Source organism: Pseudomonas entomophila, from assembly GCF_029478665.1.
Taxonomy (GTDB): domain Bacteria; phylum Pseudomonadota; class Gammaproteobacteria; order Pseudomonadales; family Pseudomonadaceae; genus Aquipseudomonas; species Aquipseudomonas entomophila_F.
The window spans coordinates 1-21,991 of the sequence record NZ_JARPQB010000066.1 but is presented as its reverse complement, the minus strand read 5'-3'; the positions used below and the strand labels follow the sequence as shown (position 1 = coordinate 21,991).

Sequence of the window (21,991 nt, the reverse complement as noted above, 5' to 3'; positions counted from 1 at the left end):
TTCCGACAACGACCCCGAAAAAGTCCACCTGCAACTGGGCACCTTGCTCGATGACCACGGGCATATCCAGGGCCTGTGGCAGGTGGTCGATGGCACGCCGCTGCGCCAGCTGTGCGGCTACCACTACGACACCCACGGCGACCTGATCGCCGCCCAGGACGAGCACGGCGCCGCCTGGCACTACCAGTACCGCCAGCACCTGATCACCCGCTACACCGACCGCACCGGGCGCGGCATCAACCTGGAGTGGGACGGCAGCGACCCGCAGGCCAAGGCCATCCACGAATGGGCCGACGACGGCAGCTTCGAGACCCGCCTGGCCTGGGACCCGAACATCCGCCTGACCTACGTCACCGACGCCCACGGCCAGGAAACCTGGCACTACTACGACGCCCTGGGCTACACCTACCGCCTGATCCACCCGGACGGCCGCGAGGAGTGGCTGTTCCGCGATGAACGCAAGAACGTCATCCGCCACGTCCACCCCGACGGTAGCCAGGACCGCTACACCTACGATGAACGCAGCAACCTGCTGCAGCATATCCGCGCCGACCACAGCACGGTGCACTACGCCTATGACGATCACGACCAGCCGATCAAGCTGCGTGATGCCGAGGGTGGCTTGTGGCTACGCGACTATGATGAGCGCGGCAACCTGGTCGAGAGCATCGATCCGCTGGGCCACAAGACCGAGTTCGCCTACACCCCGGCCGGGTTGGTCAAGGCGATCAAGGACGCGCTCGGCAACGAGAAGACGCTCGCCTACAACGATGCCGGGCAGTTGCTCGAATACACCGACTGCTCGGGCAAGACCAGCCAGTGGACGTACAACGTCTTCGGCCAGCTGACCGCCTTCGCCGATGCAGCGGGTAACACGACCGCTTACGAATACCAGGCCGGGCAACTGGCCAAGGTCACCCACCCGGACAAGACCGAGGAGCGCTTCAACTACGACGCCGAAGGGCGTCTGCTGGCCCATGTCGATGCGCTCGACCGCTGCACCACGTGGTCCTATACCGCCGCAGGTATGCTCGCTGAGCGCATCGATGCCAACGAGCACACCCTGCGTTATCGCTGGGACAAGCTCGGCCGCCTGATCGGGTTGGAAAACGAGAACACCAGCAAGGCCACCTTCCTCTACGACCCGGTGGGCCGGCTGCTGCAGGAGACCGGTTTTGATGGCCTGGTCACCCGCTACCAGTACGACCCGTACAGCGGTCGTCTCGCGAGCACCCAGGTTGGCCAACGCCGTATCGAGCTGACCTTCGACCCGATGGGCCGCTTGAGTGAGCGCACGGCCCGCCTGGGCAACCAGAGCCAAAGCGAAACCTTCGCCTACGACGGCAACGGCCAGTTGATCCAGGCCGTCAACGCCGCCAGCAAGCTGCAATGGTTCCACGATGAAGCCGGCAACCTGACCCGTGAACACCAGCACTACCTGGCCACCGGCACGCCGATGGTCGCGGTGTGGCAGCACGAGTACGACGCGCTCAATCAGCGCACCGCGACGATCCGTCCGGACGGCCACAAGGTCAGCTGGCTGACCTACGGCAGCGGCCACCTGCTCGGCATGACCCTCGACCAGCACGAAATGCTGGCCTACGAGCGCGACGACCTGCACCGCGAAGTGGTGCGCCATCAGGGCAATAAGCTGATGCAGACCCAGGCCTGGGACCCGGCCGGGCGTTTGCAGGAACAGCTGCTGGGCAGCCATGACGGCCAGTCCACGCTGCTCAAGCGTCAGTACCGCTATGACGCCGCAGGCCAACTGACCAACATCCACGACAGCCGTCGCGGGCCGCTGGAGTACCAGTACGATCCCGTCGGTCGCTTGCTCAAGGCCACCAGCCGCTTGGGCGTGGAAACCTTCGCCTTCGACCCAGCCGGTAACCTGCTCGACCAGAAAACCCAGGAGCTGAACCGCCCGCTGGAGGCCGATCCGCGTCGCAACAAGCTGATGGACAACCTGCTACGCGAGTACGCGGGCACCCATTACCGCTACGACGAACGCGGCAACCTGGTCCATCGCCTGCACAACGGCTCCCATGCCCACTTCACCTGGGACCTGTTCGACCGGCTGGCCAGCTACAACGACGACAAGCTCAAGGTCGACTACAGCTACGACGCCCTGGGCCGGCGTCTGCACAAGCATTCGGTGGCGCACTTCTGGGACCGACCCGAGGCGGGGACCGGTTGGAACCAGCTGCAACGGGCCAAGCGGCAACGCGAACTCGGCTGCGGCTTCACCCTGTTTGGTTGGGATGGCGACACCCTGGCGTGGGAAAGCTCACCGCCACGCGACGAAGGCGACACCGGCCGCACCGTGCATTACCTGTACGAGCCGGGCAGCTTCGTGCCGGTCGCCCAGGCTTTGCGCAAAAGCCCGATCCGCTTGCACAAGCAACCGGACTGGAGCCAGCGCGAGTACGACTTCGATCAGGATCCGCTGTGGCACACCGAGGTGAAACCGCAGCCGTTCGAGGCGATTGCCTGGTACCACTGCGATCACCTCGGCACACCGATGGAACTGACCGATGAGCAAGGCAATGTCGCTTGGGCCGGACAGTACAAGGCGTGGGGAGAGGTGCGTGAAGAGCGCTCGGCGTGGGCCAAACAGCAGGGACTGGGCAACCCGCTGCGCTTCCAGGGACAGTACCAAGATCACGAGACCGGGCTGCACTACAACCGCTATCGGTACTATGATCCGAAAGCTGGGCGATTCATCAGACAAGACCCGATCAGTTATGCTGGCGGCATAAACGTCTATCTATATGCACCCAACCCGATACAGTGGGTAGACCCATTGGGATTGACATGCAAATGTCCATGCCCGGGTACCTTCTGGGCTGACAGGTCCCTACCTCGCGATAATCATGGTCATCCAACGCCCGATGTAGATGCACCACACACGCAGTTGGGTAGGAGAGATGGACGTAGAGGTGCTTATAATCAGGCCCGTGAATGGGGATATGAGAACGGAAATCTTGTACCCATCCGTGACATTGATTTTACTGATCATGGCCGCCCTCAAAACCACCCGTGCCCACATCAGCATAACTGGCTCCCGAACCCTACAGGGGGAACACGGCAGCACGGCCCCGCAATCCCTATGGAGATGCCATGATGCAAATGCTCTCATTTCCTATGTATAGTCCGAGTGGCTCGAAGATTTCACTTGAAGATGTGCTAGGGTTCATCCCTGACAATTCATGGAATTGGTATATTTTTGATTTTTATGGGATGGGTTGCCCTCCATCTGGAAACTCAATGGACTCTTTTGAAGAGCACATCCGATCTTCGAGTAATGGCATTTCCATGACATGGCCTGAGCTGAGGTTTTTTGCACGTTCATTGGAGCAGACAATAGACCTGCAACTGATTGCAGCAAAAGCTGGAACAATCCTCTATCGCGAAGAAATAGAAGATAAAAATCTCAGTAATGTCGAAATATTTATCGAGGCGACCGACAGCTCTGAGTGGTCTATCTGGGCACGTGACACCACAATATTTCATCGCATCCGAGGTATGATTTAAAGACTGAAGCCGCCGGCAAGTTTCGGCTGCTGTAGAGAACTCGCATGGCGGCAAGGACTTTGCAGTTGGAAAACCTGATCGAAAAACTACAAAGCTGGTACAGCAGTCAATGCAATGATATTTGGGAACATTCATTCGGCATTGAAATCTCCAACGTTGACAACCCAGGCTGGAAAATCAAAATCACAGGCGCAAATAACAAAAGCAACCCAACTATCAACGTCGGAAGAAGCGACGCGGACTGGATAGTAATCAACGCAAACGACACAGCATTTCAAGCATATGGCGGCTCACTAAATCTACAAGAGCTTCTGGAGGCGGCTGTTAAATGGCTTGAGTGACCATGCTTATCAGGAAGGGCGGAAAGGGGACGGATTTGAATGGCACTTACTTAACATGCTTCGGATGCCCATATTTTCTGATCTCTGCCCTTGCTGATCGACGTGGCTTGGTCAGCAAGGGGTAGGCCTGAGACCTTCGCTTTATGACCCGAGGCTCGACACGACCACAATCGACATTTTTAGCCAAACCAACCAATATCAAAAAAACATGATCGACGACGCCGAAGCATTCATCCGCCTGCGCAGCAGCCGCCTTAAAAACGAATACGACCGTTCCGCCTGGGAAGAAGTCCCGCTCAGCGTCTGGTACGAGGTCATCGATAAATACCCCGACTATCGCCAGTGGGTCATCCACAACAAGACCATCCCCCTGGAGATCCTGGAGAACCTGTGCAATTTCGGTGAACGGCTCAGGACCTTTGTCGCTGAAAAGCGCAAGCTGTCGCCGGAACTGTTCGAGTGCTTGTCGCGGGATGTGAGCAGTAACGTGCGGGAGCGGATTGCCATCAACCAGAAAACCCCGCTGCCCATTCTCGAACGCCTGATGCATGACGAAGACGAGGACGTCGTTGAGACCGCGCGTTACCAATATCAGCTGAGAATGGACCTGGCTCGGGAAAAAGCAGCCAGGCACGCCGCCCAAGGGCTTGAACCGCAATGACGGTCAGCTGCGATTCATTCGCCCTGCTCGCCGGCTTCTTGAAGGCAGGCCAGATTACGCGAGCGGCTACCCTTGGGCTCCCGGACTTCGCCGCCGACACCCTGGCCACGGCTGGCTTTGACTTGATAGGTGAGCGCGATGACTTCCATTTCTGGGAGCGGGCGTTTTGGGTGATGCATGGCCAACGCCGTGTCCAGCTGGGGTACAAGCGCTACTTCCAGGCCAGCCGGGATCTGGGCGATGGCTTCGAGTTCGCGCCGGGGATCAGGTTGACGAGCGTTATCCGTCGCTGCTTGCTGGGTCGCGCCTTGCAGGTCTACTTCTGGGACGACTGGCGCGAGGGGGCGGTGATTGTCGACGAGAACGTTGTGATCCGCTTCAACCTGGGATGCCTGCGTGGTGCGTACCAGGTTCGCACGCTGGAATGCGACCTCCCGTCGCTCGGGGTGAGCGGCCGGATTTCAACCAATGGGGTCAGGGCAACCCTGCACGCTTGCGACCTGGTCGCGCTTCCCGTGCCTCGGCAGGCACCTGCCGCCTACAGGCATTTGCGCCGGGAACTGTTGCGCCGCACGCCGTGAAGCCGGCAGTGCGGGGCTTGGCACCGGCGTTGCCGGTGTTCGCCGGCAACGCCGGCTCCTACAGGTACGGCGTGGGGTCTGGGGTTGCCGCAGGCCGCCGATCAGGCGTTCTCGCCGTGAATCGATCGCCGATGCTGGATCTGCTGGTCGATGTTCCAATGGATGATCAGCGTGTACAGCTGTTCGATGAACTGCGCATCGAAGCCTTCGCTGGCAGCCCATTCGAGGCGGTCCTGGAGCATCGCGGCGACACGCTCCGGGGCGGGGATCGCCTGTTCGTTGGCCTTGAACTGCACCGCGGCCTTGACGTAGCCAAGGCGCTTGACCAGCGCCTCGAAGTTCCGCCGGTCCCCACGGACGGCGAGCATGCCGGGCTCGCCAGGGACCTGGCGTGCCAGCGAATCGGCGAACACCGCGCCGCCCACTTGCAGATCAGCCAGCAATTGCAGCATGTCGCGGTGATCCGGCGCGGCCTGCAGCCACAGGGCGACCGCGCTTGGGACCAGCGCGACAGTATGACTTAATGGCGCTCAACCAGCGCAAAGCAGCTCAGCGGCTCGGAGCTGGCAGCCATGACCACGCCACCACCGGCATGGAACATGCCCAAAACGCTGGGCGAGCTGAATAGCTGAGGGACAACAGGTGCGCTTGCCGGTATCCTGCGCGGCTTCAAGGAGAGGGCGTGAAATGCGTGAGCGAAAGTCGGCGCGGTTGCTGGTGATCAACCCGTCAAACGAAGTGCTGCTTTTTCGCTTCGAGCATACGGAAGGTGCGCTGGCGGGCAGCAGTTGCTGGGGAACTCCGGGCGGCGCGTTGGAAAACGGCGAGACGTTCCAGGCGGCGGCGATCCGCGAATTGCGCGAGGAGACCGGGATAGTGGTCGATACGCTCGCCGCGCCTGTGGGTCACAGAGTGTTCCCCATGGTGCTGTCCAATGGCGAAGCGGTGCACGCGGTCGAGCAGTACTTTGTCGTGCATGCATCAGACCGAACGCTCTCGCGCGCTGAATGGACCGCCCATGAGGTGCAGGTCATGACGGATCATCACTGGTGGTCGGCGCAGGCATTGCGCGATACACAAGAAACAGTCTGGCCAGAAGGGTTGATTGAAATACTCGTAAAGGTAGGTATTTTCGAGAAACACGTGTGAACCGAAATGGCTTGTATTCAGCACGGACCTACATTACGGGCAACTCGTGTGCGGACGTAATGACACGAGATTCACCTCTTCTATGCTCGCCTTGAGACATGTCGATATGGACCTGTGCTGGTAAACCGCTTTTGCTCAATGACTGCCATAGATCCAAACCTACGATTGTTTATTGAGTTTTCTAATAAGGTAACGAGTGCGGATTGGAGTTCCCTCGCTTTTTGTGAACGGCAGCTTGCGATCCATCGCACCGCTTATCGGAAAGCCTCCCGGTAAAAATCAGTTGCGTTAGTTAGTCAACTCTTCCAAACCCCCTTATCCACTCCGATGATGATCGCCTTATGAATCTGACCACGCTCAGGTGCGTGATTTTTCTGGTATCGGCAATGCGTAACGCAATCAACAGCACCCTATCAAATCTTGCGCGGCAGCGCCTTCACACTAAACTGAAATTTGCCTGCCATTAGCGGTCGGGCATACACTCTTTTCTTCGTACGCTCGACCTTTTCGACGTAGTGCAAGCCGCCGCTAACGGCCTCTAGATCCGGTCAGTTGTGCAAGGACGGTCTGATCTGGGTGAGGCACTATGGATACCAACAAAGACTCTGCAGGCAGTTATTCGGTATGGTTACCCGGCAGCGCGTTGATACTGAGCCTGGTGATTTCCGCCTTTGCCCTGACCCGCGATCCGTTCTTGGAGATCCGGCCAGTAGGCGGACAGTTCCCGCCGCAGACACCCATTGAAGCACGCCTGTGGCAAGACCCATTTGATGCGTTGGAGCGTTACCGTAAACGTATTAATGAAAAAGGTAACGTTACTTCTCCTCCGGCACCCTGTGCACAAGTACAACCGAAGAAACCCGCTCAGTTGCTGGTTGCATTGGTGGAAGAAGGTGCCTATGCCGAAGCAGTGGAGCTTCGTCGTCGTATGCGCTATGCAATTCTCGCCGGTCTGAAAAATGCTCGTTTGATGCCCGAAGACGAGCAACATATCCGCTGTTTTACCATGCCTGCCGACTTTACCAAAGGCGCAGTAACAGATTCGCCAGGAAACAAAGTGGAAATTCTATACGAAAGCTTCGTCCCCAATCCTTTCGAGCCGAGGATTGATAGCGACGAACAACCTCCCCCCTATGAGACAGTCCATCTGCTTTGGCTAAAGCAGGACGCGCTCAGGAGGGACCCGTTGGGCAAGCTCGAGAAAATGCGTACTTCTTTGGTTGAGGACGAACAAAAAGATACGCTCAAAGTCATCGGCCCCGCCGACTCAGCAGTATTGCGTGAGCTGTATCTTCAAGAGGCCAAAGCCCGCTATGGTAAGGATAAGATCAAGGTCGAGATCAAGAACGAGAATATGGAGATAAAGGAGGTAAAAGAGGAGAGGAACGTAGTGGTTCCACAGCTCATCGAAATCTACTCTCCACTGGCCACCGCTGACAGAAACCTGCTGATGCGCGGTTTCTCACATGAAGGCCTGGTCAAAGCCCATCAATTCAAAAGCCTCAAGCTATTACGTACTGTCAGCGACGACGCCAAGCTGTCGCAGTTGCTTCTGGAAGAACTGAAACTTCGACGCGTCGACCCAACAACCGGCGCGGGCTGCGCGACACCCGATGATGAAAGGAAGTGCTTCCCAGGTACCGACTGGCGCAGTGCCAATCGTGTGGCATTGATTTCCGAGTGGGACAGTTTCTACAGCCGTGCGCTGATAGAGAGCTTTAGCGCACGTGTCGGCAAACGGTCTGAGCCTCCAGATATCGCCCCATCCAGAGTCGATCAGTGGGTCTTACGCTTCAGCTACCTTCGCGGCCTGGACGGTCGGCTACCTGAGGATGCCATCACCAAGACTGGGCAAAAGCCCGAAAAGGAACATCGCGAGCTCAACTTCAGCCCCCTGGAAAAGTCGGATGGCAATTCACAACTGGACTATCTGCGCCGTCTAGCCGACCACATCCAGCAGCAGGACCAGGCGTACCGCCGCGCCAACAAGAGTGGCATCGGTGCCATCGGCGTCATGGGCCTGGACACTTATGACAAGCTGCTGGTGCTGCAAGCACTCAAGAGCCGCATGCCGAACAAGCTATATTTTTCCACCGATCTGGATGCACGCATGCTGCAACGAGAACAATCGCAGATAACGCGCAACCTGGTCCTGGCGGCGCCCTATGGCCTGACGTTGACCAGCGCCCTGCAGCAGGATGTACCACCTTTTCGCGATAGCCAGCAAAGTGCCGTGTTTATCGCGGTGCTTGCAGCGCTATCCCCGCAAACCTTCGAAGCCAAGCGTTTGAAGTTCGATTACTCCAGCTCCGGATTGCTCTCGCCGAGCATCTATGAAGTCGGTATGAGCGGCTTCATCCCCCTCGACAGCAAATCGACTCAGCAGCGCTCTCCAAACTGCGCCCCCGCCAGCAGCAACGGCAATAATATCCGCCAACAGGACATCATGTCCTTGCGTTGCCTGCAGGATCCTTCCCCTCCCCTGTATCCACAGGCCTCTCAAGCGCTCAAGGACCGGATCAGCAGCACACAGTCCTTTTTCCTGGCAGGCCCGCTTGTAATGGTACTGCTTATAGTGGGGTCGCTGGTGGGGTGGTGGCATAGCGTCTTCCGCCAAGCACGCAAGGAGAATGTCGCATGGGTGCCCCTGGCACTCTATGGCACCGCAGCCCTCATCGCGTGGATCACCACACGTACTTGGCAAGTGGAGCTGATGTGGGTGGCGTTCGGGCTCGTCCTGCTGGCGGTGATTGTATCCAGCCTGATCCGTCGTTTTCTGTATCGCAAAGCTGCTGCTGACAAAGTGATTGGTCTCAAAGGGACCTTCGATTCCAACGCCTGGTATGTACTCGTACCGTTGGCAACCTACGTACTGGCGTTGTTAGGAGCCTACCAGATTCGTGACGTTCTGACTGAGAACGGTCTCGGCGAGCCAATGTTCCTGTTCGAGGGCATCAGTGCTTGGCCATCACTTGCCCTGCGCCTGCTGGCGGTAATCATTTCTGTTTCCGCACTGCTTTGGGGCTGGCGCAGCTTGCACCTGAACCGGCAGCAGATAGAGCGCGAAATTCATCTGGGCAAGCTGATGCAGCGTTACCAGATTGGACACTGGCAACAGAGACCGCGGTTGACGTCAAACGGTAAACTTCGTCCGCTTAATCAGCTCGCTGAAGAGTTCGGTCAATGGTTCAATAACATTTTCCTGCCGCTCACATCACAAATCTCCGACAAGGCCTATGATCGTCGCTTGCTACGTTTTGCCGGAACCGACCCACGTCCTCCTGGACTGTTCAAAGTCTACTGGCGCGAGCACTGCATGTGCGGAAGCTTCGGTGCCAGATTAATTCGGGCAGCACTTCTCACTTGGATTTTTCTGGTAATAACCAGCCTACTTTTCGTGCTGTGGCCCATGGACAGCGACCCGATACGCGGGACGTTGCAGCTACGATTCTGGAGTTGGCTTCCCTCCACCCTGGCCTTCAATTTTTTGGTTTTCTGGGTGGTGGACGCCAATTGGTTGCTGACCCGTTTCATACGTCAGTTAAGTAATGACTTTTCGATCTGGCCAAGAGGGTTACGACTGGAACACAAGCGCATTTTCGGCCAGCCCACACACCCTTGCATAGACGAGCTAGCTGGCTTGACACTGGTTGCCAAACGCACGGCCGCAGTGAGTCGGCTGATCTATGCGCCCACCATAGTCCTGGTGATTTTAATCGTCTCGCGCAGCAGCCTGTTCGACAATTGGTCAACACCACCCAGCATGATCATTATGTTCGTTCTGAACGGGGTTATCTTGCTCAGTTCAGCCCTGTCGCTGCGCAGGGCGGCAGAAAGAGCACGCACGGCTGGTCTGCAACGAGTCGACCGATATCTACTGGAAACCCCGGAAAGCAGCGCTAAATACTCGAAATTTCGCTTGATTCGAGAACGTATCGTGGCACTCAACAGTGGTGCCTTCTCCCGCTATGCCGACGAGCCACTGGTACGCGCACTTCTGCTGGCACTGACAGGTATCGGCGGTTCGGCGATCGTCGATGCGTTGAACTTCGCGAAATTTTAGACGCCCCCAAGTGATGCGAGGCTCATGGGCACATGGGCGATTACATTAAGAACGGTCCGCGAGGTACCTTCCCAATGAAATGGCAAGCAAACCGGTACTTATTGAACGACGCTGAAACCACTGAACAGGTGATGGAGGATTTACCAGTGGATGGTCGTCGGTGTTTGCTCAGGGTTATACTTACCCTTTTCAGGGCAGCCATCGTCTCATCTCTCTTTATTACACATGCCGTGGGTGATGCACTGCCAGCAATCAAAAAAAATGAGCACACTGACCAGAGAGTGCCGAAAACAATGATGGCGAACGGCATATTAAGCATCAATTCATCATCGCAAAACGAAATCTGTGACGCACAGGACCCATCCCGCCTTGAACCATCAGCTAGTTTAACGAGCTCAGTGGAATCACCTGAAAAATCGAACACATCACTACTGAGCGCGAACAGTGATTTCTGGCGCAATCCTAAAATGCCGGTTTATCTCCAAGCCCTGACGGCTTGTGTTTTGATGTTTTCGACTTTCGTGTCGTGGCGAGTGGCGCGAATCTCGAAATTCAATGTACAGGTCGATGCCTACCAGAAACTCCGTAACGCGTTCGTCTTGTTGAGCCCAAATTTACCCCGCCAATTTTGGTCCCAGCAGTGCTTGCCTGATAATTATGAACAACTTTGCGCCATGCAACGATACTGGTACCAGTCTTTTGACGAATGGTTTATCACACAAGTCCTCCATCCCAAGACGCTAGGACACCTATGGCGCGCTTACTATAAAGACTCCATCTTTAAGAATCGTGGCAGTCCGGCAATGATCGCAGCACTAATCCGCACAAAAGAAGGAACGGATGCAATTCATTTCGATCAATTCTTTAAATTAGTCACCCTTAAAAGGAGACTACCGAAGAAGTATATATCGACCTATCAAGCGGCCATACAACTCGCCGCGTGCTGGGACGCACATCTGGATGCACAGATCAAAAAAACCACTCCTTCCATCAATCAACAATAATAGTCGACACCCATGCCCACCTCTTCATTACGAACGGTAGGAAAGCAAACAAGTCCTGAGGGCCACTCTCGAATTCAATTGAAGTTGCTGATGCCGCGCCCCATACCAAGCAACCAGCCCCCGGCCGGTTGCTCGGCCCTCTGCTGCGCCGATCAAGCCTCGTCTGAATGAATCGATCGCCAATGCTGGATCTGCTGGTCGATGTTCCAATGGATGATCAGCGTGTACAGCTGTTCGATGAACTGCGCATCGAAGCCTTCTCTGGCAGCCCATTCGAGGCGGTCCTGGAGCATCGCGGCGACACGCTCCGGCGCCGGGATCGCCTGTTCGTTGGCCTTGAACTGCACCGCGGCCTTGACGTAGCCAAGGCGCTTGACCAGCGCCTCGAAGATCTGCCGGTCGTGAAAGTCGATGCCGTCGCGAATGTCGGTGAGGCTGGTGCAGGCTTCAGGGGTTTTAGGTTGCAGCATGAAAGGGTCTCGAATCAGCAAAAGGGATAAGGTCAGATCACATCGAAATGCGGGTCGGCGACGCGCTCCGGCGGCACGCCGTCCAGGCCCACCAGCCCGAGGCCGGCGCGCCATTCCTGGGGTTGGCGTTCGGCGATCACCTCGTCGATCAGGGCATCGATCATGCTCTTGTCCTGATGGTGCGGGGTGGTGATCAGGTGCGCGGTGTCGCCGGAGGTGGCCAGGCAGTACTTGCGGGCAATGCGCGGCGACGGGCACGGAAACACCACGGTGATCGAGTTGTCGTGGCGCCAGGCGTCGATGCCGGCGGCCTGCAGGCGGTCGACCGCGTACTGCGCGCTGTTCAGGCTGTGCCGCACCCGCCGCCGCCATTGCGCCGGCGAGTGGCTGCGCAGCGCGGCCCACATCATCATCGGCGTGTGGCCGTTGCGCGAGCCGCTGATGGTCTTGTCGTTGGCGCGGATGTAGTCCACGTCAACCGAGATACGCTCGACGTTCTCGCGCTTGGCCACGACGATGCCGCAGGGGATCGGCGAGCCGATCATCTTGTGCCCGGAGACGCAGATCGAGTCGACACCATCGGCGAAGTTGAACGGCTGCGGGTTATCGACGAAGGGCAGGATCATGCCGCTGAGCGCCGCGTCGGCGTGCAGGTAATAGTCCTCGCGGGCGATCCCGACTTCCTCCAGGCGCTGCTGGATGGTCGCGATATTGTCGATCGCGCCGCGCATGGTCGTACCGACATTGACGAAGATGATCGGGTGTTGCTCCTGATCGGCGGCGATCTTCGCCAGCAGGTCGTCGTAGTCGATTTCACCGTTGGGCAGCGACTCCACCGCGCGGCAGTTGATACGCAGCAGCTTGACGATCTTGGCCACCGAATAGTGGGTGTCCTTCGAGTAGTACAGGGTGCCGGTGGGGAACAGTTCCCGCGCCAGGTAGCAACCGAACATGTTGCCCTCGGTGCCGCCATTGGTGACATAGCCCCAGCTTTCTTCGAGGGGAATACTGAACAACTCGGCGAAGTACGCCATCACGTCCTTCTCGAAGTCGAACGAGTTGAGCAGGTAGTTGCCGGGCTCGGCCCAGTCGCCGCAGTTGTTGATGGAAAAACGCAGGAAGCGGTGCAACTGGGTGTAGTTGAAATCGGCGTTTTCCGGGTAGCCGATATTGAAATACTGGTTTTTCAGGCAGTGCTCCCAGAATTGATCCAGCCGGGCCTGGTCGGCAGAAGACAAAGTCATATCCAACTCCTTTTAAATTGACTTGGCGGGCCGCGCCCTGCACAGCGCGGCCCGCGCTACATCAGGCGGCTTTCTGGCGCGCCTCCACCAATGCCCACCAGCTGGCCAGGGTCGGCGTGCTGGCCAGCTCCTCGAAGCTCACCTCGATGCCGCGCGCCTTGAGCTCGGCGGCCAGCTTCATGACCTGCAACGAGTCGAGGCCGTAGAAGATCAGGTTCTCTTCCGGGTCCAGCGCCTCGCTGTCCTCGATCAGCTGGCACAGACGGGTCTGCAGCCAGGTGCGGGTGTTCTCCACACTCACCAGGTGGCGCAACTGCTTCTTGTCGATCTTGCCTACCGCGGTCAGCGGCATGGCCTCGATCAGGCGGATGCGGTCAGGCAGCTTGTACTCGGCGATGCCCAGCTCCAGCAGGTGGCGGCGAATGGCCGGGGCCTTGAGGCTGGGGTTGCGCGAGACGACGAAGGCGCAGCTCTTTTCACCCAGCGCCTCGTCGGGCATGGCCACCAGGCCGGCGTGGGTGACTTCCGGGTGCTGCACCAGCAAGTTCTCGATTTCTTCCGAGGCGACCTTCTCGCCGCCACGGTTGATCTGGTCCTTGATCCGGCCGACCACGCGCAGGTCGCCACTGGGGGTGAGCACCACCAGGTCGCCGGAGTAGTAGAAGCCCTCGGCGTCGAAGGCGCTGGCGTTCTGCTCGGGGGCCTTGTAGTAGCCGCAGAAGGTATAGGGGCCACGGGTGGCGAGCATGCCGGGCTCGCCGGGGGCCACGGCCACGCCCTGCTCGTCGACGATCTTGATTTCATCGTCCGGGCTGACAGGGCGGCCCTGGGTGGTGAAGACCTGCTCGTCGCTGTCGTCCAGGCGGGTGTAGTTGATCAACCCCTCGGCCATGCCGAACACCTGCTGCAGCTTGCAACCCAGCACGCCGGGGACCTGGCGCGCCAGTGAATCGGCGAATACCGCGCCGCCCACTTGCAGGTAGGCCAGCGATTGCAGCTGGTCGCGGTGATTCGGCGCGGCCTGCAGCCACAGGGCCACGGCGCTTGGCACCAGCGCGACGGTGTTGACTTCATGGCGCTCGACCAGCGCGAAGCAGCTCAGCGGCTCGGGGCTGGCAGCCATCACCACGCAGCCACCGGCATGGAACACGCCCAGTGCGCCGGGCGAGCTGAGCAGGAAGTTGTGCGCCGCCGGCACCGCGCAGAGGAAGCGGGTGTGGGCGTTGAGCGCGCAGACCTCGGCGCAGGCACGGGCGTTGTAGTGGTAGTCGTTGTGGGTGCGCGGGATCAGCTTGGGGATCCCGGTGCTGCCACCGGACAGCTGGAACAGCGCCACCTGGTCGGCCGCCGTTGGGGCATATGCCAACGCCTTGCTGCCAGGGGTGTCGATCCACTGCGCCAGGCTGGCGACCGGATCCGCCTCACCCAGCAGCAAGGTCACCGCAGGCGCCGCGCCGACTTCGGCGAAAGCCTGCACATAGGCGTCGTCGCGGAACACTTCGTGCTCGCGAGAGGCAATCAGCAGCTTGGGCACGATCTGCCTGGCGTAGGCGGTCAACTCCAGCCGACGATGGCTGAACAGTGCGTTGAGCGGGACGATCCCGGCCTTGAGCAGGGCGAACAGGACGATGTAGAACTCCGCCACATTGGGCAACTGCACCAGGGCCGTGTCGCCCTGGCCAAGGCCCTGCTCGGCCAGGCGCGAGGCCAGGTTCGAGGACAGGGTGTCGAGCTCGCCATAGGTGAAGCGCCGTTCCCCGCAGATGATTGCCACGGCTTGCGGTTGCGCCTGGCAACGCGCATGGAGGATCTCGGTAAGCGGCTGGTCGATCCAGTAGCCGGCGTCGCGATAGCGCTGCGCACGGTCCTGTGGCCAGTCCGTGAATTCGATGGTCATGGTGTTCGAACGTCCTTGGTTAATGTGCCTGTCCGCAGGCGCGCAGCATGGTGCCGAGCTTGGTCTGGACTTCCGCCCATTCCGCCGCCGGTTGCGAGGCTTCGACGATGCCGGCGCCGGCAAACAGCCGGACACGGTTGTGCTTGACGGTGCCACAGCGGATGGTCACCACCCACTCGCCGTTGCCTTCGGCGTCGCACCACCCCACCATGCCGGTGAACTGGCCGCGCTCGGCGGGCTCGACGAAGCGGATCAGGCGCCGCGCCCGCTCGGTGGGGAAGCCGCATACCGCCGGGGTCGGATGCAGGCGGCAGGCCAGCTGCAGTGCCGTCACCTGCGGGTCGATCAGGTGGCCTTCGATGCGCGTGGACAAGTGCCACAGCGCCGGGGTGCTGATCAGCGACGGGCGCTGCGGTACATCGAGGCGGGTGCACAGCTCGCCGACCCGGGCGGCGATGTCCTGGGTGACGAAGCCGTGTTCGTAATGGTCCTTCTCCGACGCCACCAGCCAGTCGGCGTTGCGTTTGTCGGCCTCGGGGTCGACCATGCGCCTGGCCGAGCCGGCCAGCGGGTTGGAGATGAAGTTCGCGCCTTCCTTGCGCACCAGCAGTTCGGGGCTGACCCCGAGCAGCGTGGCGCCGTCGGCCAGGGGCACACGGAAGTGATAGCCGCTGGGGTTCTGCGCGCGCAGGTTGCGCTGCAGCACATCGACATCGACCGCCTCGGCGAACACCAGCTCGCGCTGCACCGACAACACTGCCTTGCGCACGTCGCTGTGGCGGAAGTTGACGATGGCGTGCTCCACCGAGCGCTTGAACGCGTCCTCCTCGGGGATCGGCTTCTGCTCGAGCAACGCCGGCAGCTCGCCGCCCGCTTCGGTTGTCCCACGCGCACGCCAGTGCGAGTCGCGGGCAATGTACAGGCAGGAAGGTTCGATGGGATCGAAAGGAATGGCGCCGACCACCAGGGGGTTGGCCTGCCCTGCCCGGCGCGCCTGTTCGAAGGCGTGGGCGAGGGTCTTCTGCAACAGACTGTCGGCGTCTTCGCCACCGACGGCCGGGGTTTCGATGCGTTGCAACGCACCGTTGACGACCAGTTCTCGGTCACCCGAGGTAAAGGAAAAGGCCATGGAACGGTCGGCGACCTGCTCTTCGTCCATGCCAGTCGTCATGAGCGTATTCGCTCTCATCTCGGTTAAGCCTCCTGCTTATTCGAAAGAAATAATGATATTAATCTTAATCATTATCATCTTTAATAGGAGGCGCCATATTTCTGGACTTGTCAATCACGCGATACGAGTGACCCATGAGAGAGTTAACTTCAATGCAAGCGGCCTGTTGGATCGGGCGCACTGCTCATGCGGCTTTAGGGAAAGTTTCAGCTCATCTGTACGCCGAGTTCGATGGCCACGCCATTGACCTGGAGCGGCTGCGCGCAGCGCTCGAACAGGTTTCCCAGCTGCACCCGATGCTGCGCCTGCGCATCGACCAGGACGGGCTGCAAGGCCTTGCGCCACTGGAACAGTCGCCGCGCCTGGAGGTCGACGACCTGCGCGGCCTGCCAGCGCCGGACGTGGCACAGCGCCTGCTGCGCAAGCGTGACGCCTGGACCCACCAGCAACTCGACCTGCGCCATGGCTGCGCGGCACGCTTCAGTGTCAGCCAACTGGATGGCGAACGTTCACGCCTGCATGTCGACACTGACATGATCGCCATCGACCCTTCGAGCCTGCGCGTGCTGATGGAAGACCTGGCGCGTTGCTACGAGACCCCGGACGCGCCTGCCGCCGCCCCGCCGAGCTTCTTCGACTGGTGGGACGCCGTGCGTGCCGACCCGGCCTTGAAAGCCACCCAGGAACGTGACCGCCAATGGTGGCGCGCCCGCCTCGACAGCATCGCGCCGGCCCCTACCCTGCCCCTGCTCGATGCGCAACCCGCCCAAGCCCACAGCCAGCGCCTGACCACCTGGCTCGACGCTGGCCAGCACCAGGCGCTCAGGCAGCTTGCTCGCCAACGCCGGGTGACCCTGTCGACCCTGATGCTCGGGCTGTTCGCCAGCGCATTAGGCGCCCAGACCGGCGACCGCCAGTTCCGTCTCAACGTACCCAGCTTCTGGCGCACGCCGCTGATCGACGGCGTCGAGCGCATCGTCGGCGAGTTCGCCAATGTGCTGATCGTCGATGTCGATCTCGATGCGGCACCTGATATCGCGGCCCTGTGCGACCAGCTGGCCAGGGGCATGGTGGCGTGCCTCGAGCACAGCGCCTACCCCGGGGTCAACCTGGTGCGTGACCTGTCGCGCCACCATGGCACGCCGCAGCTGACGCCGGTGGTGTTCACCGCCGCGCTGGACATGCCTGGCAAGGAGCTGTTTTCGCCGCGGGTGAAGAACGCCTTCGGCCCATTGGGCTGGCTGATCTCGCAAGGCCCGCAGGTCGCCCTGGATGCGCAGATCGCCTGCGCCGACGGCGGCATCCTGATCAACTGGGACATCCGCCTCGATGCCCTGCCCGAGGCCTGGGTGACGCAGTTGTTCGAGCGCTTCGTCAACCTGGCGAGCGAGGTTGCACGCCAACCCGCCACCCTGGATCGGGCGCTGCCCCGCGCGCCGGAGAAACACCCGCTCAACCCGCTGCAGCAGGCCTACCTGCTGGGCCGCACCACGCAGATGCCCTTGGGCGGCGTGGCCATGCAGGAGTTTCGCGAGTATCGCGGCGTGATGGACAGCGACGTGCTGCGCAGCCGACTGCAAGCGATGGTCCGCCGCCACCCGAGCCTGCGCACGCGTATCGATGCCGACAAGCGCGTGCAGTACGTCAGTGACGAGGTGCGCCTGAACCTGGATGAGGTCGACCTCGGCCACCTGCCGCTGGGTGAAGCCCTCGGCGCTATCGACGCACGCCGCGAAGACTACGCCCACACCCTCTCGCCACTGGACCGCTCGCCCTGGAACGTCACCGTGTTCCACCTGGCGCACGGCGAGCTGGTGGTGTTCGTGCGCCTCGACGCGCTGATCCTCGATGGCCGGTCCATCGCCACGCTGCTGGTGGAACTGTTCGAAGGCCAGCTGGACGAAACGCCCCAGCCCGGCACCCCCGCCGCGGCGGACCTGCCCGGGCAACGCGCAGCCGACGCCGCCTACTGGAGTGCCAAGCTGGCCGCGGTGGACGGCGCCCCTCGCCTGCCCTGGAGCGTGCCCCTGGAGCAGGCCGGCGCCGCCCGTTATGAGCGGCAAAGCCTGGTCGTGCCCCGCGAGGCATTCAAGAAACTCTGCACCGTGGGCGCACGCCAACGGCTGTTCAAGAACACCACACTGATGGCGGTGATCCTCGAAGTGCTGTCGCGCTGGGTCAGCGAAGGCGGCCTGTGCGTCGCGGTACCGGTGGCACCGCCCAGCGACGCGGCCTTCGCCAACCGCTCCAGCTTCCTCGCGATCCACTGGAACAGCGCCGCCGACAGCTTCGTCGAACGTGCGGCCGGGCTCCAGGTGGATGTACTGGAAGGCTTGCAGCACCTGGCATATTCCGGCGTCGACCTGGCGCGCCAACTGTTCGAGCGGCACGGTCCCGGCCCGGTGCTGCCCGTGGTGATCACCAACGGCTTCTCCTGGCCGGTGGCGCCCTCCGACAGCGCCATGCACCTGCAGGGCGGGCTGACCCAGACGCCACAAGTGGCCATGGACATCCGCTTCTGGGCCGACGCCGACGGCGCGCTGCAACTGGACATCGACTACGCCCGCGCGGTGCTCGCCCCTGCGCTGGTCAGCGACTTCCTGAGCACGCTGGAGCGGGCCATCGGCCAGATCGCCGGCCAAGGCGAGTTCGCCCTCGCGCCCGCAGCGCTCATCGACACCAACCACTATCGCCTGAACAGCCCTGCCGAGGCGGCCTGCCGCGACGGCTACCTGGCACGGATCGCCGACAACCTGTTCACCGCCGGCAAGCACAAGGTCGCCCTGATCAGCGGCGAGCGGCAGCTCAGCTACGCCGAACTCGGTGATGGCGTGGCACGGATCATCGCCGCGCTGGGCGCCCGCGGCATCGGGCAAGGCCAGGTGGTCGCCATCTGCCTGCCGCGCAGCCCGGAGCACACCATGCTGACCCTGGCCTGCGCCTTGACCGGGGTGATCTGGGTGCCGATCGACGTGGCGGCCCCCGCCGAACGACGCCATTACCTGCTGGAGAACTGCCAGCCGGACCTGGTGGTGCTTGTCGAGGACGGAACGCTCGACCAGCCCAGCACCACCATCGCGGCCTTGCTCGCCGCGCCAGCAGCGGCGCCCCGCGACCTCGCCGACCTGTCCCTGAGCGAAACGCCGAGCTACTACCTGTACACCTCGGGCACCACCGGCAAACCAAAATGCGTGGTGCTGAACAACCGCGCCACGGCCAACGTGATCGGCAGCACCCTGGCCGAGTGGCAGGTGACCGAGCGTGATGTATTCCTGTCGGTCACCCCGCTGCACCACGACATGTCGGTGTTCGATGTGTTCGGCAGCCTGGCCGCCGGCGCCACCCTGGTGCTGCCGGCACCCGGCGAAGACAAGGACGCGTTGCGCTGGAACCAGCTTGTCGCCCAGCACCAGGTCACCCTGTGGTGTTCGGTGCCGGCAATTCTCGAGATGCTCCTGGCCTGCCGCGGCGAACTGGGCTTGCAGAGCCTGCGCCTGATCGCCCAGGGCGGCGACTACATCAAGCCGGCGGTGATTGCCGGGCTGCGCGACCTGCTGCCCCAGGCCAGGCTGATTTCCCTGGGCGGGCCGACCGAAACCACCATCTGGAGCATCTGGCATGAGATCGGTGCCGACGACCGCGCGCTGATCCCCTATGGCCGACCGTTGCCCGGCAACCACTACTTCGCGCTCGATCCCCAAGGCCGGCATTGCCCGGTGGGCGTGGTGGGCCGCATCCACACAGCCGGGGTCAACCTGGCGCTGGGTTACCTGCTGGACGGCACGTTGCAGCAAAGCGACTTCATCACGGTGGACGACGAGCACGGCCAGCCCGTGCGTGCCTTCCGCACGGGTGATTGCGGGCGCTACCGCGCCGACGGCACCTTGCTGTTCGACAGCCGCGTCAATGGCTATGTGAAAGTACGCGGGGTGCGGGTCTCGCTGCCGGACATCGAAATGGCGCTCAACCAGCACCCGGCACTGCGCCATGTGCTGGTGGTCGACTACGGCGACGCCCGCCTGGGCGAGGTGTGCCTCGGCGCGTTGTATGTCTGCGACCCGCAGGCCGGCGAGCCGAGCATGGCCGAGCTGCGCGACTACGCGCGCCAGCACCTGCCCCACTCCCACGTGCCCACCCGCCTGCTCGGCGTCGCCGCGCTGCCGCTGTCGCAGAACGGCAAGCCGGATCGTCGCCGGGCCCGTGAACTGCTGAGCGCGCCCGCCACTGCCTCGACGCGGGACAAGGTGCTGGCGATCTACCTTCAGGTGCTCGGCCACCCGGCCGACGCCGGTGCCGACAACGCGGTGGATTTCATCAGCCTCGGCTTGCGCCCCCCACACCTGAAAGCCGTCGCGGCCCAGTTGCAGGCGCAGCTCGGCGTGTCGCTCTCGCCCGGCCAGCTGCTGCGCTGCCGCAACGCCCAGGACGTCGAGCGGTTGCTCGGCTGAAACACTCGATACGAATCAGGGCGCGGCGCCGGCAACGCTGGCCGCGCCTTCTTGAACCGCTGGACCAAAGGAGATGGATCGGATGAAGGACTTACCCACTGTGGATATCGCTGGCATCGGCATCGGCCCGTTCAACCTGGGCCTCGCCGCGCTGCTCGCCAAGCATCCTGGCGTGAGCGGTGTCTTCCTTGACCGCAAGGTGGAGTTTCGCTGGCACGAAGGCTTGATCCTGCCGGGCACCACGCTGCAGGTGCCGTTTCTCGCCGACCTGGTGACCATGGCCGACCCCACGCATCCACTGAGCTACCTGAACTACCTGCACCAGCACGAACGCCTGTACCAGTTCTACTACTACGACAACTTCCAGGTGCCGCGCCGCGAGTACGACCACTACTGCCGCTGGGCCTCGCAGCAACTGGCGAGCTGCCATTTCGGCGAAGAGGTCTGTGATGTGCGCTATGACGTCAACGCCGGGCGCTTCCTGATCGAGAGCCAGTCACTGTCCGGCTACAAGCGCCAGTACTACAGCCAGCACCTTTCGGTGGGTATCGGCACGTCACCGCTGCTGCCGCGCTGGGCGCAGGTCAAGAGCGCGGCGCCGATCCTGCATTCGGCCGAATTCGCCAAGCGCCAGGCACAGCTGGCCCAGTGTCGGCAGGTGACGGTGATCGGTTCGGGGCAAAGCGCGGCGGAATGCGTGCTGGCACTGTTCAACGAGCTGACCCCGGAACGGGTCGCGGCGGGCGCGTCGATTCGCTGGATCACCCGCTCCCAGGGCTTCCACCCGATGGAGTATTCCAAGCTCGGCCAGGAGTGCTTCACCCCCTCCTACATGGAGTACTTCCACAGCCTGCCACGGGAGCGGCGCCGCGAGATCGTCGCCGGCCAAGGGCTGCTGTACAAGGGCATCAGCTTCTCGACCATCGGCGATATCTACGACCTGATCTACGAGCGTTCAATCGGCGGGGCCGACACCGGCCTGACGCTGCTGTCCAACTGCGAAGTGGAACGTGTCGAGGATGTCGGTGGGCGACTGCGCATCGACTACCGTCACCGTGAGCTCGACCAGGCCAGCGCCTTCGAGGCGGATGCAATCGTTGCCGCGACCGGCTACGGGCACGCCTGGCCAGCGTGGTTCGAACGGCTCAAGGGCAGCGTGCTGGCCACCGACGAGCATGGCGACTGCATTGTCCGCGAAGACTTCACCGCGCAACGCTGCGACCAGGGCGCCGGGCGGATCTTCGTGCAGAACGCCGAGATCTTCCAGCATGGGGTCGGTTCGCCGGACCTGGGGATCGCCGCGATCCGCAATGCGAGCATCGTCAACCAGTTGCTGGGGCGGCCGCATTACCGCCTGCCGAAGCGCTCCGCGTTCCAGCGCTATGGCATGCATGAGGAGTGATTGCAGACAACCGGGGCCGCCCTGCG

At 61.4% G+C, this 21,991-nt stretch carries 15 protein-coding genes; 10 read left to right on the top strand and 5 right to left on the bottom strand.

Going from position 1 to position 21,991, the window contains the following annotated elements; all coding sequences use genetic code 11:
* From P5705_RS24315 to P5705_RS24295, 5 genes are all read left to right on the top strand, one after another.
* The coding region (locus P5705_RS24315; protein ID WP_277463434.1) for an RHS repeat domain-containing protein at window positions 1-3,124 on the top strand (3,124 nt) is incomplete at its 5' end.
* Window positions 3,121-3,534, top strand: coding sequence for a hypothetical protein (locus tag P5705_RS24310; protein WP_277463433.1), 414 nt, complete (start codon window positions 3,121-3,123; stop codon window positions 3,532-3,534). The genes P5705_RS24315 and P5705_RS24310, both read left to right, overlap by 4 nt.
* Before the next feature lie 65 nt (window positions 3,535-3,599).
* Complete coding sequence (locus tag P5705_RS24305; RefSeq protein WP_277463432.1) at window positions 3,600-3,875, top strand: Imm53 family immunity protein; 276 nt, start codon at window positions 3,600-3,602, stop codon at window positions 3,873-3,875.
* A gap of 208 nt (window positions 3,876-4,083) precedes the next feature.
* The gene (locus P5705_RS24300) at window positions 4,084-4,536 is read left to right on the top strand and encodes a hypothetical protein (RefSeq protein ID WP_277463431.1); all 453 of its coding nucleotides are present in this window, start codon (window positions 4,084-4,086) and stop codon (window positions 4,534-4,536) included.
* The gene (locus P5705_RS24295; protein WP_277463430.1) at window positions 4,533-5,117 is read left to right on the top strand and encodes a hypothetical protein; all 585 of its coding nucleotides are present in this window, start codon (window positions 4,533-4,535) and stop codon (window positions 5,115-5,117) included. The genes P5705_RS24300 and P5705_RS24295 overlap by 4 nt, the downstream gene beginning before the upstream one ends.
* A 101-nt stretch (window positions 5,118-5,218) precedes the next feature.
* Here P5705_RS24295 and P5705_RS24290 read toward each other — a convergent pair whose 3' ends face one another.
* Window positions 5,219-5,569, bottom strand: a complete 351-nt coding sequence (locus tag P5705_RS24290) for a chorismate mutase (RefSeq protein ID WP_277463429.1) — start codon at window positions 5,567-5,569, stop codon at window positions 5,219-5,221.
* Between the two features lie 235 nt (window positions 5,570-5,804).
* On the opposite strand from P5705_RS24290, the gene P5705_RS24285 reads away from it, so the two are divergent.
* The 3 genes from P5705_RS24285 to P5705_RS24275 all read left to right on the top strand — a co-directional run bounded on the left by P5705_RS24285 (window position 5,805) and on the right by P5705_RS24275 (window position 11,333).
* Window positions 5,805-6,266, top strand: a complete 462-nt coding sequence (locus P5705_RS24285) for an NUDIX hydrolase (RefSeq protein ID WP_277463428.1) — start codon at window positions 5,805-5,807, stop codon at window positions 6,264-6,266.
* A 586-nt stretch (window positions 6,267-6,852) separates the two neighbouring features.
* Entirely contained in the window at window positions 6,853-10,329 is a 3,477-nt protein-coding gene (locus tag P5705_RS24280; protein ID WP_277463427.1) for a hypothetical protein, read from the top strand.
* Between the two features lie 32 nt (window positions 10,330-10,361).
* A complete protein-coding gene (locus P5705_RS24275) occupies window positions 10,362-11,333 on the top strand; it encodes a hypothetical protein (RefSeq protein WP_277463425.1) in 972 nt (323 codons plus the stop codon).
* 152 nt (window positions 11,334-11,485) lie between these two features.
* Here P5705_RS24275 and P5705_RS24270 read toward each other — a convergent pair whose 3' ends face one another.
* The 4 genes from P5705_RS24270 to P5705_RS24255 all read right to left on the bottom strand — a co-directional run bounded on the left by P5705_RS24270 (window position 11,486) and on the right by P5705_RS24255 (window position 16,133).
* The gene (locus tag P5705_RS24270; RefSeq protein ID WP_277463423.1) at window positions 11,486-11,803 is read right to left on the bottom strand and encodes an isochorismate lyase; all 318 of its coding nucleotides are present in this window, start codon (window positions 11,801-11,803) and stop codon (window positions 11,486-11,488) included.
* Window positions 11,804-11,835: 32 nt separating this feature from the next.
* Complete coding sequence (locus tag P5705_RS24265; RefSeq protein WP_277463422.1) at window positions 11,836-13,047, bottom strand: histidine decarboxylase; 1,212 nt, start codon at window positions 13,045-13,047, stop codon at window positions 11,836-11,838.
* A gap of 61 nt (window positions 13,048-13,108) precedes the next feature.
* On the bottom strand, window positions 13,109-14,944 hold the full coding sequence (locus tag P5705_RS24260; RefSeq protein WP_277463420.1) for a (2,3-dihydroxybenzoyl)adenylate synthase: 1,836 nt from the start codon (window positions 14,942-14,944) through the stop codon (window positions 13,109-13,111).
* Window positions 14,945-14,963: 19 nt separating this feature from the next.
* The gene (locus tag P5705_RS24255) at window positions 14,964-16,133 is read right to left on the bottom strand and encodes an isochorismate synthase (protein WP_431196976.1); all 1,170 of its coding nucleotides are present in this window, start codon (window positions 16,131-16,133) and stop codon (window positions 14,964-14,966) included.
* A gap of 134 nt (window positions 16,134-16,267) precedes the next feature.
* On the opposite strand from P5705_RS24255, the gene P5705_RS24250 reads away from it, so the two are divergent.
* On the top strand, window positions 16,268-20,563 hold the full coding sequence (locus P5705_RS24250; RefSeq protein WP_277463416.1) for an amino acid adenylation domain-containing protein: 4,296 nt from the start codon (window positions 16,268-16,270) through the stop codon (window positions 20,561-20,563).
* Between the two features lie 82 nt (window positions 20,564-20,645).
* Entirely contained in the window at window positions 20,646-21,965 is a 1,320-nt protein-coding gene (basC, locus tag P5705_RS24245; RefSeq protein ID WP_277463415.1) for a putative histamine N-monooxygenase, read from the top strand.
* The last annotated feature ends 26 nt before the right edge of the window (window positions 21,966-21,991 follow it).

Coding starts and splice junctions, on each gene's coding strand:
- P5705_RS24270 (WP_277463423.1), bottom strand. CDS start 11,803: ATGCTGCAACCTAAAACCCCTGAAGCCTGCACCAGCCTCACCGACATT.
- P5705_RS24310 (WP_277463433.1), top strand. CDS start 3,121: ATGATGCAAATGCTCTCATTTCCTATGTATAGTCCGAGTGGCTCGAAG.
- P5705_RS24250 (WP_277463416.1), top strand. CDS start 16,268: ATGCAAGCGGCCTGTTGGATCGGGCGCACTGCTCATGCGGCTTTAGGG.
- P5705_RS24275 (WP_277463425.1), top strand. CDS start 10,362: ATGGGCGATTACATTAAGAACGGTCCGCGAGGTACCTTCCCAATGAAA.
- P5705_RS24265 (WP_277463422.1), bottom strand. CDS start 13,047: ATGACTTTGTCTTCTGCCGACCAGGCCCGGCTGGATCAATTCTGGGAG.
- basC (WP_277463415.1), top strand. CDS start 20,646: ATGAAGGACTTACCCACTGTGGATATCGCTGGCATCGGCATCGGCCCG.
- P5705_RS24260 (WP_277463420.1), bottom strand. CDS start 14,944: ATGACCATCGAATTCACGGACTGGCCACAGGACCGTGCGCAGCGCTAT.
- P5705_RS24295 (WP_277463430.1), top strand. CDS start 4,533: ATGACGGTCAGCTGCGATTCATTCGCCCTGCTCGCCGGCTTCTTGAAG.
- P5705_RS24285 (WP_277463428.1), top strand. CDS start 5,805: ATGCGTGAGCGAAAGTCGGCGCGGTTGCTGGTGATCAACCCGTCAAAC.
- P5705_RS24280 (WP_277463427.1), top strand. CDS start 6,853: ATGGATACCAACAAAGACTCTGCAGGCAGTTATTCGGTATGGTTACCC.
- P5705_RS24300 (WP_277463431.1), top strand. CDS start 4,084: ATGATCGACGACGCCGAAGCATTCATCCGCCTGCGCAGCAGCCGCCTT.
- P5705_RS24255 (WP_431196976.1), bottom strand. CDS start 16,133: ATGAGAGCGAATACGCTCATGACGACTGGCATGGACGAAGAGCAGGTC.
- P5705_RS24290 (WP_277463429.1), bottom strand. CDS start 5,569: ATGCTGCAATTGCTGGCTGATCTGCAAGTGGGCGGCGCGGTGTTCGCC.